Origin of the sequence: Fodinibius sp., from assembly GCF_041642155.1 — a bacterium.
Taxonomy (GTDB): Bacteria; Bacteroidota; Rhodothermia; order Balneolales; family Balneolaceae; genus Fodinibius.
The window spans coordinates 1-15,120 of record NZ_JBEPWZ010000052.1; the positions used below are offsets into that span (position 1 = coordinate 1).

Annotated in this window: 15 protein-coding genes and 5 tRNA genes; 11 read left to right on the forward strand and 9 right to left on the reverse strand. The window is 51.2% G+C overall.

Translation table 11 applies throughout. The features are described 5' to 3' along the window. From ACESLU_RS05230 to queA, 9 genes are all read right to left on the reverse strand, one after another. On the reverse strand, positions 1-127 hold a 127-nt coding region (locus tag ACESLU_RS05230), incomplete at its 3' end, for a GTP-binding protein (RefSeq protein ID WP_372636169.1). 65 nt (positions 128-192) lie between these two features. Further along, positions 193-264, reverse strand: a tRNA-Thr gene (locus ACESLU_RS05235). Positions 265-288: 24 nt separating this feature from the next. Further along, a tRNA-Gly gene (locus ACESLU_RS05240) sits at positions 289-361 on the reverse strand. Between the two features lie 123 nt (positions 362-484). Next, positions 485-567: transfer RNA gene (locus ACESLU_RS05245), tRNA-Tyr, on the reverse strand. A 106-nt stretch (positions 568-673) separates the two neighbouring features. Continuing rightward, positions 674-745: transfer RNA gene (locus ACESLU_RS05250), tRNA-Thr, on the reverse strand. Between the two features lie 197 nt (positions 746-942). Continuing rightward, complete coding sequence (locus tag ACESLU_RS05255) at positions 943-1,563, reverse strand: DedA family protein (protein WP_372636137.1); 621 nt, start codon at positions 1,561-1,563, stop codon at positions 943-945. Next, on the reverse strand, positions 1,560-2,039 hold the full coding sequence (gene ispF, locus ACESLU_RS05260; protein WP_372636139.1) for a 2-C-methyl-D-erythritol 2,4-cyclodiphosphate synthase: 480 nt from the start codon (positions 2,037-2,039) through the stop codon (positions 1,560-1,562). Before ispF ends, ACESLU_RS05255 begins: the two co-directional genes overlap by 4 nt. A gap of 7 nt (positions 2,040-2,046) precedes the next feature. Further along, on the reverse strand, positions 2,047-2,745 hold the full coding sequence (gene ispD / locus ACESLU_RS05265; protein ID WP_372636141.1) for a 2-C-methyl-D-erythritol 4-phosphate cytidylyltransferase: 699 nt from the start codon (positions 2,743-2,745) through the stop codon (positions 2,047-2,049). Between the two features lie 13 nt (positions 2,746-2,758). Further along, positions 2,759-3,805, reverse strand: coding sequence for a tRNA preQ1(34) S-adenosylmethionine ribosyltransferase-isomerase QueA (gene queA / locus ACESLU_RS05270; protein WP_372636143.1), 1,047 nt, complete (start codon positions 3,803-3,805; stop codon positions 2,759-2,761). Between the two features lie 108 nt (positions 3,806-3,913). Between queA and ACESLU_RS05275 the strand changes: the two genes are divergently transcribed. The 11 genes from ACESLU_RS05275 to ACESLU_RS05325 form a co-directional block, all read left to right on the forward strand. After that, positions 3,914-4,001 (forward strand) — tRNA-Ser (locus ACESLU_RS05275). A 256-nt stretch (positions 4,002-4,257) separates the two neighbouring features. After that, positions 4,258-4,791 carry a hypothetical protein gene (locus ACESLU_RS05280; RefSeq protein WP_372636145.1) on the forward strand — a complete coding sequence of 178 codons (534 nt, stop codon included), beginning with the start codon at positions 4,258-4,260 and terminating at the stop codon, positions 4,789-4,791. Positions 4,792-4,806: 15 nt separating this feature from the next. Further along, positions 4,807-5,259, forward strand: a complete 453-nt coding sequence (locus tag ACESLU_RS05285) for a LytR C-terminal domain-containing protein (RefSeq protein ID WP_372636147.1) — start codon at positions 4,807-4,809, stop codon at positions 5,257-5,259. Positions 5,260-5,265: 6 nt separating this feature from the next. Beyond that, positions 5,266-5,679: a ribosome silencing factor gene (gene rsfS / locus ACESLU_RS05290; RefSeq protein ID WP_372636149.1), complete on the forward strand. Its 414-nt coding sequence runs from the start codon at positions 5,266-5,268 to the stop codon at positions 5,677-5,679. A gap of 9 nt (positions 5,680-5,688) precedes the next feature. After that, positions 5,689-6,114: a hypothetical protein gene (locus tag ACESLU_RS05295; protein ID WP_372636151.1), complete on the forward strand. Its 426-nt coding sequence runs from the start codon at positions 5,689-5,691 to the stop codon at positions 6,112-6,114. 2 nt (positions 6,115-6,116) lie between these two features. Then, positions 6,117-7,091: a 2-hydroxyacid dehydrogenase gene (locus ACESLU_RS05300; RefSeq protein WP_372636153.1), complete on the forward strand. Its 975-nt coding sequence runs from the start codon at positions 6,117-6,119 to the stop codon at positions 7,089-7,091. Between the two features lie 72 nt (positions 7,092-7,163). Then, complete coding sequence (locus ACESLU_RS05305) at positions 7,164-11,045, forward strand: ATP-binding protein (RefSeq protein WP_372636155.1); 3,882 nt, start codon at positions 7,164-7,166, stop codon at positions 11,043-11,045. 92 nt (positions 11,046-11,137) lie between these two features. After that, positions 11,138-12,490, forward strand: coding sequence for an MATE family efflux transporter (locus ACESLU_RS05310; protein ID WP_372636158.1), 1,353 nt, complete (start codon positions 11,138-11,140; stop codon positions 12,488-12,490). Between the two features lie 128 nt (positions 12,491-12,618). Next, on the forward strand, positions 12,619-13,722 hold the full coding sequence (locus tag ACESLU_RS05315; RefSeq protein ID WP_372636161.1) for a type III polyketide synthase: 1,104 nt from the start codon (positions 12,619-12,621) through the stop codon (positions 13,720-13,722). A gap of 6 nt (positions 13,723-13,728) precedes the next feature. Beyond that, entirely contained in the window at positions 13,729-14,424 is a 696-nt protein-coding gene (locus tag ACESLU_RS05320; RefSeq protein WP_372636164.1) for a class I SAM-dependent methyltransferase, read from the forward strand. After that, a partial coding sequence (locus ACESLU_RS05325; protein ID WP_372636166.1) for an FAD-dependent oxidoreductase occupies positions 14,417-15,120 on the forward strand: 704 nt, incomplete at its 3' end. The genes ACESLU_RS05320 and ACESLU_RS05325, both read left to right, overlap by 8 nt.

Genomic DNA, 15,120 nt, shown 5'->3' on the forward strand with positions numbered 1-15,120 from the left:
CTCCCCCGTAATGCTTGGCCATCACCGTCGTGATCGCGGCCGTCAGCGTCGTCTTCCCGTGGTCCACGTGACCTATCGTTCCTATGTTTACATGCGGCTTATTGCGTTGAAATGTCTCTTTTGCCATGAGTACAGTGTTTACAGTTAAATGTTACAATCACATCGATGTTTATTGTATTGCAGCACTTCGTGAGCCGTTAGTCGGATTTGAACCGACGACCCCTTCCTTACCATGGAAGTGCTCTACCCCTGAGCTATAACGGCTTGGGTGCATATCCCAGCGGGATGAGCGGGCGACCGGAGTCGAACCGGCAACATTCACCTTGGAAGGGTGACACTCTACCAATTGAGTTACGCCCGCTTGACTTAAATAACAAATCACAAGCTACAAATTTGAGCCAAGCAACAAAATTCAACATTGACTACAGATGAACGCGGAAACTTGCTTATTGTTTGACATTTGTTATTTGCCATTTAAAACAAGTGGGGGGAGCAGGATTCGAACCTGCGAAGTCTCACGACAACAGATTTACAGTCTGCCCCAGTTGGCCACTTTGGTATCCCCCCAGGGGATCAATATGTCAAGAATTCGACGAGAGCTAAAAACGCGAAACAGATCTCAATACAGCCGGTACCGAAAGCAAATCGGTTACCCACGGTTTATCCCGACATGAGCCAGCGGCCGGATTCGAACCGACGACCTGCTGTTTACAAGACAGCTGCTCTACCACTGAGCTACGCTGGCTTATGTCGGGACTCTCCTGCCGGGCCATCCCGGCGTTTTCGGGATTAATATTTGTTTGTCAACCTAACATTTGAGCTAAGTTACCAGCCTCCTGCCGAAAGACTCGAAAGCTAAGCACAGTTTTTATTTTTGTCAACAATGAAATATGATAAAATTTCATCCCGCCCATCTTTTTGTCCCTCCGCTAAAATCACCCCTTATTTTCTGTAATAATGAATTCCTAAGCGAATAAGTATGTAAAACACCATTATTCCGAGGATAACCTTTCCGTAAATCGAAAGATACTCCCCGATTAATCTCCAGTTCTCGTGCACGACCCATCCAAAACCGAGTAAAATTCCGTTCCATAAAACCGAGCTTATCGTTGAACACAAAACCGTAGAACTGATGCGCGTGTGACCAAGTCCCGCAGCCAGGGAAATCACCGATCGCGTTCCGGCCAGAAACCGGTTGGCGAGGACCACGCCGACGCCCCATCTCTGCATCCACAAGCGTACTTTATTGAGATATTTTACGGGAATAAAACGCAACACCCGAACCCCCTTCTGCTTTTGTTCTATCTGTGCTCCCCACCGGTGACCTATCCAGTACATGCTCATAAATCCAAGAACCGATGCGACCGTTGTCAATACTAAAATGGGGATCAGCCCGACTACGGATTCCGCCGCCAGGTATCCTCCGAAAGCCACCAGCACATCCCCCGGTATGGGGGGAATCACATTTTCGAAATAAGCGACCAAAAAGAACACCAGGTAAATACTCACCGGGGGCAAACTTCCGATTAGCTGAACCATTTCCCGGGTAAATTGCTCGATCATAGCTTCTCCGAGGTTAAAAGCACTACCGCACGGGCCGACATCCCCTGCCGGGTTCCCTCGAATCCCATTCCCTCGGAGGTCGTTGCCTTCACGGAAACCTGTGTGACGTTCAGCTGAAGATCCTCCGCAATATTCTGCCGCATCTGCAGAATGTGGGGGGCCAGCCGGGGGGCCTCGGCAACGACCGTTGCATCGATGTTCGCTATCGCATATCCCTCTTCGCTGACCCGCCTAACCACTCGCCGCAACAATCCCCGGCTGTCGGCACCGGCATACTGCTGGTCGGTGTCGGGAAACTGTTGCCCGATATCGCCCAGTGCGCACCCTCCCAGCAAGGCATCCGAAATGGCATGCAGGAGTACATCGGCATCCGAATGGCCCGCCAATCCTTTTGGGAAAGGGATTTTTACCCCCCCTAAAATCAAGGGCCGGCCCTCTGCGAGGCCGTGAACATCGTAACCATAGCCAATACGCATCTTCAATTCAATCCTGATTCTGAATGTTGTCAATTATTAACTCTGCCAGCTGAAGGTCCAATGGATAGGTCAGTTTCATATTCATGCGATCTCCCTCAACCATTTTAACCGTTTCTCCCAACCGCTCGACGAGAGCGGCGTCGTCCGTACCCGTAAACTGGTCTTGTGCCGCCCGTTCATACGCTTTGACAAGCAGTGTTTTGCGAAAAACCTGTGGCGTTTGCGCCTGCCACATTAAGGACCGGGGAGGCGTCTCGCGAACAATATGTCGGTCATCCACCCGCTTCATCGTATCTTTCGCAGGAATCCCAAGCAATGCAGCGCCCGTCTCGGAAGCCGCCCGGCAGCACGCTTCAACATGGGCCAGTTTCACAAACGGGCGAACAGCGTCGTGCACCAATACAAGATCCACGTCGGCTGTCCTCTCCAGGGCGTTGTGGATGGAGTGCTGCCGCTCCTCCCCGCCGATGACCGCCTGTCCGGCTATATCTTCGGGCAAAACGGATTCCATAATATGCCGGGCCTCAGCAGCGAACTCCCCGGACGTTGCTACTATCACCTGCCGGAGCGACCCCAGAGGCATAAAAACACTCAGAGTCCGCTCCAGAATCGTCTGACCTCTCAGGGTCAGAAATGGCTTCGGAACTTCTTTTCGCATCCGGCTTCCCGATCCGGCCGCAGGTATTATAAGTGCTTTGGTTGCCAAGGGGTCATTAAGATTAAATGATCAGCATTGCATCGCCAAAGGCAAAAAAACGATAGTCATTTCCCCTGGCTTCCTCGTACGCTTCCATTATAAAATCATAGCCGCCGAAGGCTGCCCCAAGCATCAGCATGGTGGACTCCGGGCGATGGAAATTCGTTATCACCCCTTCTGTAATCTTAAAGTCATAAGGCGGATAGATAAATTTATCGGTCCACCCCGTTCCCGGTTTGGAGATACCACTGGCTGTGATACTGGTTTCTATGGTCCGCACCGCGGTCGTCCCGCAACCCACTACCTTGTTGTCGCTGCTTGCCAGCGCCTCATTAATTTTATCGGATGTCTCACGGGAGATATGATAATTTTCCGAATCCATCCGGTGCTTGGTCAGGTCTTCCACCTCAACCGGCCGAAAGGTGCCCCATCCTATGTGCAGGGTAATCGGCAGCATTTCTACACCCTTGTCTTCCAGCTTTTCAACCAGTTCATCCGTAAAATGCATAGCTGCGAAGGGGGCGGCAACGGAACCGCGCTCTTTTGCGAATATGGTCTGGTACTGCTCCTTGTCTTCCTCTTTGGCGTCCCGCTCGATATACGGAGGCAACGGCATCTCACCGATATCGTCCAGGAGTTTATACAGTTCTTCATTCGTCCCTTCAAACAGGAATCGAATGGTCCGTCCCCGCGAGGTCGTATTGTCAATGACCTCGGCCATGAGGTTGGGACCAAAATACAGCTTATTGCCGATGCGTATTTTCCGGGCGGGCTCAACAAGTACATCCCAGAGCATATTTTCGGGCACCAGCTCGCGCAGAAGGAACACCTCAATATCAGCATCCGTCTTTTCTTTTTTACCTTTCAGTCGCGCCGGAAAAACTTTGGTGTCATTATAAATGAGCACATCACCCTCATTGAAATACTCATGAATATCGGAAAATTTTTTATGGGAGATCGTCTCATCCTCCCGGTTCAAAACCATCAGCTTGGCAGCATCGCGCGGTTCAACAGGTTCTTCGGGAACATTATAATCATCTATATCAAATTTAAAATCGGTTAGTTTCATTAGCGAACTACAGCCTTTTATTTTGTTTTATTAACCCGTATTTTTATGAAATTCAAAGCCTTCAAATATACTCTTTTTTCATCCGGAGGACAAGTTCGAAATTTATACGGAGGTGTGCCAGAGCGGTCGAATGGGGCGGTCTCGAAAACCGTTGAGCCGTTTTACGGTTCCGGGGGTTCGAATCCCTCCACCTCCGCATTCCTTCACAAAGGCTTTGGAGGAGACATTACCGGCCTGATCACTTGCTGAAGAGTTCGAGACAACGTAACGTTAATTATCCCGGCATGATGCCTTATAGCTGACGGTGTTTTATACGGATGTGATAGAGGTACAAAAACTCTTTCTTGTAGGCTGATACTTTGTTATACTTATATAAAGAGATAAACGTTGTATATAATAGAAAATATATGTACGTATACTGAAGAGATAAACTAATTCCGGATATTAGCGCTATGAAAAAATCGTCATTTCTTCCATTTGTGGCTGTGCTTGTCATATTAACCATCGGCCTCCATTCCCTGGCATCTGCTCAACTGCGGAAAGACCTGGACCATTCATCAGAACTCATGGGACCCGTGATCAAGCAGAACCCGAGCGAGGGCTCCAACCTCGGCAACCTGTTTAACATGCAGATGGATCATTCCTATTCCATGATGTTTTCCAGCTTTGGGGGACAGATGCAGAATATGAACGCCTATACGAATACGATGCATTTTTTCTTTTCGGATAAACTGACCGGACGGGTGGATGTATCGCTTCTTCATTCTCCGTTCGGCAATAGCTTTATGCCAAATAATAATGGAACTGGAAATGGGATGAATACGGAATTTATTCTCCGTAATGCGGAATTAAATTACCAGATCAGCGATAAGAGTAACATCAGCATCCAGGTTCAGCAACTGCCCAACCATTACGGCATGAATCCCTGGGGGATGGGTCATCAACGCTACAACCCCTTCTACTCAAGGCATAATATTCTTGATTGATCCGACCGGTGCCGCATGACATCAAGCAACAAGGACTCTAATTCATTTGCCCTTAATGCCGCCATCGGTTTCCTCAGCCTGCTGTTAGTACTCCTGATATTCGGGCTCTTTACCCGGCTGGTTTATCCCAGGATAGAAAACCAGCGTTCCGAGGACGATTCCGAACTTATCGGAAAGATCATCCAGCTCGAAGTTTTAAATGGCTGTGGCGTTCCGGGCCTGGCCAATACGTTTACTTCCGCGCTCCGTAAAAATGGATTTGATGTAGTGGAAACCGGAAACTTTAAGAACTTTGACATGACCGAAACGGTTGTAATAGCACGAACGACAGACGAAAAAAACGCCCGGCGCGTAGCCGAAGCATTGGGAATACGTCCGGGAAATGTTTTTGTGGAAGCATCCGAAGATTTTTATCTCGATGCGACGGTCGTTATCGGTTCTGATTACGAATCTTTAACACTCAATTAATTTTACATGACCAATACTTCTCCCCAGGAAGATCAACAATTTACAAGCGTTAACAACAGGAAAACAGCCGACTCAGACCGACTTATTGAAGTTATTACGGAGGCCATGCTCGATCGAAAGGCTGAAGATATTACCGTACTGGATGTCCATGAACTTACTACTCTTACCGATAAATTTGTGGTGTGTCACGCTTCAACAGATGTCCAGATTAAGGCTATTGCCAATAATATTACCAAGGAAACCAAGGAAGAGCTGGGGGAACAGGCCTGGCGTGAAGAGGGACTGGAGAGCCGCCGGTGGGTTATCCTTGATTATGTCAATGTCGTGGTGCATATCTTTAAAAAAGAGCTCCGCGATTATTATGCGCTCGAGCGTATGTGGAATGACGCCCCCGTCCGTAAAATTGAAGATGAATCCTGATCCCCGGCTATGCCCAGACTTTTCCTGTTAGCAACGGTAGCGTTCTGGGTGGTCGGCGGCTGCGCTTCCCCGGATAACAAGGAGCAATCCGATACCGCGGACTCCTATCCCCATCTCATCGAGCTTAAAGAACCCGGTAAGACCGCCCGGCAGGCCGGCAGGGTCTATATCGATTCGGTCCGGCAAATAACGACCGAATCGCATGAAGGATTGCTCATCGCGGGCAACCTGTCCGATGGCTGCACCCATCTCAAATCCGTAAACCAGCGCATCGAAGGGGATACGCTTATACTGAAACTATCGACCTGGCGTAATACTGATGCAATGTGCACACAGGCTCTGGTCCCTTTTTCATATATTTACGAGGAGCTGGATTCAGTGGAGGCTGCAACATACTCACAAGTGACCATTAATGGTAAAACCTATTCCTATTAGCTATGCCCAAACGTGTTCTTGTCACCGAACCCATCATCCCGTCCGTCATCGATACGCTCAGAAAACATTTTGAAGTTGATGTGGGCGAACGCGGAACCTACAACAATGAGCAGGCCCTGATTGAGGATATACCACGCTACCATGCCCTGCTGCCCATGCTCTCTAATCCTGTTACGGAAGAAGTAATCCGGGCTGGCCAGCGATTGCAGATTGTTGCAAATCACGCGGTGGGCTATAATAATATTGATCTGGAAGCAGCTCATCGTCACCAGGTCCATGTCGCTAACACGCCCGGTGTACTTACCGAATCGTGTGCAGAATTCACCCTTGCCCTGATGCTGGCCGTGAGCCGGCGCCTCCATGAAGCACAGGAGTTCCTGCTTGAGGGCAACTTCGACGGGTGGGATCCGCTGGGCTTCCTGGGGATGGAACTCCGGGGAAACACCCTTGGCATCGTGGGGATGGGACGTATCGGGCAAGCGGTGGCAAAACGGGCACGGGCCATGGGAATGGACATTATGTATCATAACCGGAGTCGCCTGCCGACCGATATTGAAGAACGTCACGAAGCCGAGTATTGCTCCGGGATAGAGTCGCTGGCACGCCAGGCAGATATTCTGACCCTGCACTGTCCCCTTACCGAAGAAACCACTCATTTGATTGACGAGAATATACTGTCTCTGATGAAAGAAGAAGCTCTACTCATCAATACTTCCCGCGGCCCGGTTGTTGATGAAGCCGCCCTGGCCCACGCTTTACACGAGGGTGCTATCGGAGGAGCCGGCATTGATGTTTTTGAAGAGGAACCGGAGGTTCATCCCAGGCTTCAAACAGCCCCGCATTGCCTCTTAACGCCTCATATAGCAAGCGCCAGTCATAAGACCCGAAAAGATATCGGCATGCTGGCGGCCAGCGCGGTCATCGGGATCCTGCAGGGAAAATCCCCCTCCGAAATTCCCAACTTGATTCAACCCTAATTTCGGTTCATATTCAGGGGGGGCGGGGTTCACCAAGCCCTCTCATAAGTCTGATGAATCGTTTTTTAATACATGGAAAATTTTTCGGATAACCGTCGCATTTATCGCCTGTTTGGGTGGAGCTTCATGGGTTTGCTGATGCTGCTGCTTGCCCTCGAAGGATGGCGGTATGCCATAAAGCCTTCTCAGGCCAACCAGGAGTTGGTACAACAGGAGCTATCGGATGCGGCCCAAAAGTTCAAAGATAGCCAGCAGGAACTTCTCAGCCGTTCAGAAGAATTGGCAAACACTCTTCGCCCTCAACTATTAAAAAGGAGTCCGGCCTCTGAACTATACCAGGTTTTAGATTCCTATTCCGACTTCTGGAGCATTTCTCTCTATCAGAGTAACCGGGCCATCGTCTGGAAAGGCTTTGCCTTGCAAAACAGAGACGGAGATCCCTATGACAACACACGGGAACCGGAAATTCTGCTTCGCAGGCAAAATAATACGATCTTCTGGGAATGTCATATGCCCTTTAGCATCCAGAGAGATGATCAGACTATTTGGTACCGTCTCTTTACCAGCTATCGCATCGAACAAAATAATCCGCTGGCTATCGGAGACCAAAGCGAGTATAATATTTTCCAGTCAGACCCTTCAACGAACAGTACCTACCCGCTGGATCTCAGCCTCTTCAATGAGCCCCCGGAAGATTTTATCCAGGCTCACCGGCTGTCTGATCTTTCCGGTGATTCTGTCGGTGTGGTCTATGCGACAACCGACCAGTTCGACCAGAAAGAGGCGGAGTGGCAAAAAAACACTCGTTTTTGGCGGTCCGTCTACTTCGCCCTTTGTATCGGAGTTATTATCGCCATATTCTTTAAAACAATGAATCGCTTCATTTGGTGGCAGCGGCTGCTCATTCAGCTTCTGTTCATTGGGATGGGGTGGCTGGCGTTCACTTATATCGACCTGTTTTCTTACTGGGCTGTCTTCCTTACGGAGACCAGAGATACCACGTGGACGCCCGTCTTTGAGCAACTGAGCAACATCTTTACCCATGCAACCTTTGGGCTTCTTGCCTCGGTAGCCATCGCCCGCAAGGTCACCTTTTTTAACCCAAAACTCAGTGTCAACTCCTATTTGAGCACAATTGGGCTGGCAAGCCTGTTCGGCTTCATTAACGCGGTCAGTATTCCAATGGTTTTCAACTGGATTTCCCAACAGGTCGTCTTTGGCAGCATTCCGCTCCTGGATTTGCGTATCTTTCCCTACTGGCGCACTATTGTCCTTTATCTTGTGGTCGGAACAGGTTTGCTGGCGGCGGGCATTTTGATCATCGCACTGAACCGGATCTTATTCCGGGTTACCCGCCAGCATCTCAAGCTGTCGGCCACCGTTCTACCGATTACGTTTTTTATCAGCCTTTTTATTGCCCCCTTCTTTATTCTTGGTCAACCGGTATTAAACTGGGTATTCTTTACGAGTATCTTCGCCTTCATCATTACCGCCGGAATGGCTGTGGGATACGCACAAGATATTGTATGGATATCATCCCTTTCGCCCCTGCGTAAAGTCGTGCTCGGAAGCATCTTTATTGCCGCTGTAAGCATGCCGATGTTCTACCAGGCTTATCTCAACCATCTGGATACCCAGCTGCTGCAGACAGCCCGGGATTACGCCCAGGAAGAAGACGCCCAGGCTCGCCGGCTGACAGAACAACTGCTCGTAGAATTAGAAAACGAGTTCAACTCCATCACCTCTGATGATATTCAAAATAACCGTTCTTCCCTGCAAGCCCGTTTTACGGAGGCCATCCAAAATTTCCTGGCCCCACAATGGAACACCTACTCGTTTGACATACAGCTTGTCAGTAATTCCGAAGAACTTATCGCCGATTATTCTACCAACCTGAACTCCCCGGACTGGACGAACTTTTACAATATTGCCTCGCTGAAATCAGCGAATGAACTACTCCAGCAGATTACCAAATCGACTATCCGTCCGTTCGTGCAGCAACCCGACCTCATTAATCAACAGGACTACCAGACGTTTTACCGGGGATGGATCCCTGTTTTCGGCTCTTCCGACTATTCGCCCCAGGCCTGGATTCTCTGCTCGGTCTATAAAGAACGTCCCCAGTTCAACAAGCCGATCCGCGCCGTCATGGCTTCCCTGACTTATGAGGACTGGAACAACGCGTACCTAATGCAGAAGTATGACAATGGCAACCTGATCAATACCACACAGAAGGGCTTCACCGGCTATTTCCCCAGCTACCAGGAGCTCAATGAGCCTGAACTACAGCGGCTGGAAAACGACTCGCTTGCCTATTACAGCAATCAGACATCAGAAGCCACCTACCGTATTTTGCTCAAGCGGGAGCCTGAAGGCCGGACGATCAAAGTAAGTACGGTGATTGCCGAATACCGGATGATCCTGTTTTCCTTCTTCCGGTTCAGCTTCACCCTTCTCGTCGTGGGATGCCTGGTTGCATTCATCATCCAGATAGTGAGCAGGGGAGCCATCCCCATGCTGGGGGAAAACAAACGATTCCAGGACCGAATACTGGACAGCTTTTTGCTGGCCACTCTGCTGTTTCTGGGCTTTTTGATTGCCTCATCACACTATGCCATCAAGCAACAGAACCGGGATATCGTCCGCCAGGAGCTCTTTGACAAACTGCAACAGCTCGCCCAGTCGATAGAGTCCAATCAATCGGTTTTTAATTTATCTCGTGACCCTTCGCTTTCACTGGAATCCCTGGCCACCCCCTGGAATGTCGATGCCATCCTGTATGACAAACGGCGAGTCAGGGAAACGACCACCCCCCAAATTTTTCAACAGCACCTGCTGCCCGCTGCACTGCCTTACGATATTTATAACCAGCTGTACGTGCATCAGCAGCGGGAAGCCTATTCCAACGTAAACCTGGCGGGCCAGTCGCTGCTCATCGGTTACCGGTCCATCCTGGACAATCAGAACAACCCCGCAGCGACCATCGCGATTCCCACGTTCCTGGAATCTCCTAAATACGACCAGCAGCTCCTGGAAACCACCAGCTATCTTATTTTAACCTACCTGTTGGTCTTCGGCCTGTTTATCCTGGGCTCGGTCTTTATCTCCAAATCGCTGACACGTCCGCTGACCCACATTCAGCGGGGACTCAATCAGATTTCGGGTGGTGATCTGGATACCACTATTCCGGTGACCAGCAGAGATGAGATCGGAAACCTGGCCGAAGCCTATAACCAGATGGTCTTCAAGCTCAAAAAACTACAGAAAGACCTGGCCGAAGCCGAACGGGAAGCCGCCTGGAAAGAGATGGCCCAGCAGGTTGCCCACGAGATCAAGAACCCGCTTACCCCGATGAAGCTTAACGTGCAGCACTTGGAACGACAGCTTAAAACGAATAAGTATGAGGGCGAGGAGCTTAAGGAGCGTATTCAAAAGATTGCCGGCAACCTGATTGAACAGATTCAATCGCTCAGCAACATTGCTTCCGATTTTTCCAAGTTTTCGCAACCTATCAAGGAGGACTTTTCAACAGTCGATCTGGGCGGTCTGCTTGCATCGGTAGCGAGGCTTTACCAGCATGACGACAAGCTTGACATCACCCTGGATATCCCTGCCCACCCCGTCGAGGTACAAGGCATTGCCGATGACCTGAAAAGGGTGTTCATCAACATGGTCAAAAACGCGTATGAGGCCATGGGTAAAGAGGGACATATTTCACTCATCCTTTACCAGAAACAGAAGCACGCCTTTATCGAGATCGAAGACGACGGAAGCGGTATCCCGGAAGAGGACCGAAGCCACATTTTTGTCCCCAGCTTCTCGACCAAGTCCGGCGGTACGGGACTGGGACTGGCGATCTGCAAGAAGATTATAGACGCTCACAAGGGCGGCATCTCTTTCGCCTCGGTCGAGGGCGAAGGCACGACCTTTGTGATTAAACTGCCCCTCGCATAGAGGTTGCATAGTGTAACTTATCCTATCTTTTGCGCTGTAGTTTTTGTACCATTAGCGCTCCTGAAAATGTTAGCTGATATTGATAGTGCACCGTGCTTTCATACCTCAAATCAGAAAAATACCATCTCCGCAGGGAAGCGGGACTGACGCTCAAAATCGGTCTGCCGGTTATCATCGCGCAACTCCTGCAGATGTCGATGAACTTTGTGGATACGGTCATGGCGGGGAATCTCTCTGCCCAGGACCTGGCCGCGGTGGCGGTGGGCGGGGCCGTCTTTATCCCCTTCATGATGCTGGCCGCCGGCATCCTGATGGCCGTCACCCCTGTCGTCGCCCAGCTGATGGGAGCCCGGGATTTCAGGGATATCGGTATCAATGCGCGGCAGGTGTTATGGCTCAGCCTGTTCCTGTCCATTCCCATCTTTTTCCTGATCCGCAACCTGGAGTTTGTCATGCACCTCCTGGATGTCACTCCCGCCATCATCCCGCTCGCCCAGGGATACCTCAACGCTATTTCATGGGGTGTCTTTGCCGTCTGCGGCTATATGGCCCTTCGCTTCTTTAATGAGGGATTGTCGGCTACCCGCCCGGGTATGTACTTCGCCCTGCTGGGCGTTTTTGTCAACGTCATAGGAAACTATGTTTTCATGTACGGCAAGCTGGGCTTTCCCGAGTGGGGGGCGCGTGGCTGTGGCTACGCCTCGTCGGTAGTGGGATTCGTGATGTTTCTGGGCATGCTCACCTTTACCATGAATTACAAGCCGTACGATCGGTTTGATATCTTTTCCTCTTTCCGAATGCCCGACTGGCCCTACCTCAAGGAACTCCTGCGGGTGGGGGTGCCGATCGGACTCAGTTCCACGATGGAAGTCAGCATGTTTGCCCTGGTAAGCCTGCTGATGGGTTCCCTCAGCACGATCGCGGTAGCGGGACACCAGGTCGCCATCAATTTTGCGGCCATGACCTTTATGGTACCCTTCGGACTTTCAACGGCCATTACCACGCGGGTGGGCAACGCCATCGGGAAAGGGTCGATGTATGAAGCGCGGCGACGCGGCTATATCGGTATCTTCCTGGCTACCTTTTTCATGGGTATCACCGCCGCCCTCATGTACCTCTTCCCGGATCTCATCGCCGGCATGTATACCCAGGATGCCGCCGTCAAGGAGGTCGCCGTCAGCCTGCTCTATATGGCTGCTATCTTCCAGATTTCCGACGGACTGCAAGTGAGCGGCTACGGGGCGCTGCGGGGACTCAAAGACACCAAGATACCGATGTTTGTCAATTTTGTGGCGTACTGGCTGGTGGGACTCCCGCTGGGATACTACCTGGGCATCATCCGCGGCGCCGGTCCCCAGGGCCTCTGGATAGGACTCATCGCCGGACTGACCATCGCCGCTGTCCTGCACAATGTCCGTTTTTATAAACTCACCCGCCTGGGCTAAGGAAATAAAAACCAGGGCAAAGCTCACACCAGCCCCTTCCGGCTTCCAAATCATATTAATTAGGATTTTGGAATTTTTAGCGTCAAATTAACGTGTTATCATAGTGAGCTACTAACATACCAAGCCTGATGCCGACATATATTCACAATATCGCCACCTGCGTACCCGATCAATTCTATGAACAATCGTTTCTGCGCGATCGGCTCAAAGAATATATGGGAGCGCGGGAAGCCACCAAACGTATTATCCACCGCATCTATTCGAAGTCCGGAATAAAAAAGCGGCATACCGTTATTGATGACTTTAACGCCAATGGAGATCCCCGCCTGTTCTTCCAGCAGGATGGCTCCTTGACCATGCCCTCCACCGGCACGCGCAACCAGATCTATATCGACCGGGCCAAGCCTCTTTTTGTTGAAACCGCACGCAAAACAATCGAGCAAAACCCATCCATTGATAAATCGGACATCACTCATATCATCACCGTTTCCTGCACGGGCTTTTTTGCCCCCGAACCGGGATTTGAAATTATCAAACAGCTCAATCTCGATCCTTCAACCAGCCGGTTTCACATAGGATTTATGGGGTGCTTCGCGGCCTTCCCGGCCATGAAAATGGCCCGTTCCTTTTGTGATGCCCGGCCCGGGGCTGCCGTTTTGGTCGTTTGCCTGGAGCTATGCTCACTCCACCTGCAGGCATCCGAAGCCCCCGACCAGCTTATTTCGGCCTCTGTCTTTGCCGACGGCGCCGCGGGCATGATCATCAGCAATCAGCCCCCGGCCCAGGCGGCCTTTGAGGTCAACCAATTTTCCACCTCTATCGCTGAAAAGAGCGAACAGGATATGGCCTGGACCATCGGGGATACCGGTTTTGATATGGTGCTTTCAAGCTATGTGCCGGAGATCATCCGGGCCAACCTGCCGGAAGCGCTGCAATCCCTTTTTAAACACTACAAGATGTCCCCCAAAGCAGTTGATCACTGGGCGATCCACCCCGGGGGACGCGCAATCCTGGACAAGGTGCAGCAAAATTTCGAGCTGTCCCCCGAGCAACTGTCCGCCTCGCGGGAGGTACTGGCTAATTATGGTAACATGAGCAGCGCGACTATCCTTTTTGTGCTGGCTGAGCTGCTTCGAAAACGGCACGACAGCAACCAGACATCCGTGCTGTCCATGGCTTTCGGTCCCGGCTTGACGATCGAAAGTGCGTTGTTAACAAAAACCAACGACTGACCTTCCATGCCCGTGTTTTTATCCTCCAGAAATACCACCGAAACAGAACGGATGGAGGATCCGGATTGCGACCGGGCGGAGCTTGAAAACACCTACGAGCAGTTTAAGACCATTAATACCCTGGTCTCACAATGGCGAACCCTCTATCGCAATGAGCTGCGTCCCCATCTCCGAGTCAGCGCTCAAAATCGCATTCTGGATATCGGCTTCGGTGGGGGCGATATCCCCATGAAGCTGGCCGGATGGGCGGCCAGGGACGGGATCAACCTGCACATCACGGCGGTGGACAGCGATGAGCGTGCCTTCAACTTTGTACAACAAATGGAGGTGCCCGATAACCTCGAATTTCTCAACTGCTCGTCATCAGAACTGCTCCATTCCGGCCGCCAATACGATTTTGTTCTTTCCAATCACCTGCTCCATCATCTTTCCCAGAAAGAACTGCGATCCACCCTTTCCGAAGCCCGCCGGCTAAGCCGGAAAGGCGTTATTTTCAACGACATCCGGCGCAGCGACCTCGGCTATTTGCTGTTCAATATGCTGGCACGTCCCGTTTTTCGGAGTTCCTTCATAACGCAAGACGGGCTCACGTCCATCAGGCGAAGCTATACCCCTTCCGAACTTGCGCAGGCAGTACCCCCGGGATGGCAGGTACGTAAACTTTTTCCCTTTCGACTGCTGCTGACCTACCGTCATGAATAACCCGCCAAAGACATACCCGGCTGTTATCGTGGGGGGCGGACCCGTGGGCCTGTTTTTGGGGATCTGCCTGGAGCAGGCGGGTATCTCCTGCCGGATCCTCGAAAAACGATCAGCGCCGACAAGCGATTCGCGCTCGCTGGGCATCCACCCGCCCTCCCTCGAGCTTCTTGACGCCGTCGGCATCGCCGACCGGCTGGTCAGGGAGGGGGTGGCTATCAGCCGGGGACACGCATTCACGCAGAGCAAAAAAATCGGCTTCCTCTCTTTTGAAAACTGTCCCCGGCCTTTTAACTTTATTCTCTCCCTGCCACAAAGCCGAACGGAACAGTTGCTGGAAGCCTACCTTCACCAGCTCAACAACCGGACCCTCATTCGCAGCGCCGAGGTTGTCGATCTTATTGAAAAGAAGGATCATCACTCCATTACCTATCAAACCAGAGGAGCCACACGCTCCATTCGGGCACAATATGTCATCGGCTGTGACGGGAAGGAGAGCTTTGTACGGGATAAGGCCGGTATATCATTCGAAGGAGAAACGTATCCCGACACCTATGTGATGGGCGATTTTGATGACAATACGGACTTTGGCAGTGACGCCGCTATTTTTCTCTGTGAGGAAGGACTTATTGAGTCCTTTCCCCTGCCCGGCAACCAGCGGCGGTGGGTGGTTAAAACGGACGGCTATCATTCCTCCAA

Excerpts from the sequence above, each read along its gene's own strand:
- ACESLU_RS05255 (WP_372636137.1), bottom strand. The coding sequence starts at position 1,563 with ATGATCGAGCAATTTACCCGGGAAATGGTTCAGCTAATCGGAAGTTTG.
- ispF (WP_372636139.1), bottom strand. The coding sequence starts at position 2,039 with ATGCGTATTGGCTATGGTTACGATGTTCACGGCCTCGCAGAGGGCCGG.
- queA (WP_372636143.1), bottom strand. The coding sequence starts at position 3,805 with ATGAAACTAACCGATTTTAAATTTGATATAGATGATTATAATGTTCCC.
- ACESLU_RS05280 (WP_372636145.1), top strand. The coding sequence starts at position 4,258 with ATGAAAAAATCGTCATTTCTTCCATTTGTGGCTGTGCTTGTCATATTA.
- ACESLU_RS05285 (WP_372636147.1), top strand. The coding sequence starts at position 4,807 with ATGACATCAAGCAACAAGGACTCTAATTCATTTGCCCTTAATGCCGCC.
- rsfS (WP_372636149.1), top strand. The coding sequence starts at position 5,266 with ATGACCAATACTTCTCCCCAGGAAGATCAACAATTTACAAGCGTTAAC.
- ACESLU_RS05295 (WP_372636151.1), top strand. The coding sequence starts at position 5,689 with ATGCCCAGACTTTTCCTGTTAGCAACGGTAGCGTTCTGGGTGGTCGGC.
- ACESLU_RS05300 (WP_372636153.1), top strand. The coding sequence starts at position 6,117 with ATGCCCAAACGTGTTCTTGTCACCGAACCCATCATCCCGTCCGTCATC.
- ACESLU_RS05305 (WP_372636155.1), top strand. The coding sequence starts at position 7,164 with ATGGAAAATTTTTCGGATAACCGTCGCATTTATCGCCTGTTTGGGTGG.
- ACESLU_RS05315 (WP_372636161.1), top strand. The coding sequence starts at position 12,619 with ATGCCGACATATATTCACAATATCGCCACCTGCGTACCCGATCAATTC.
- ACESLU_RS05320 (WP_372636164.1), top strand. The coding sequence starts at position 13,729 with ATGCCCGTGTTTTTATCCTCCAGAAATACCACCGAAACAGAACGGATG.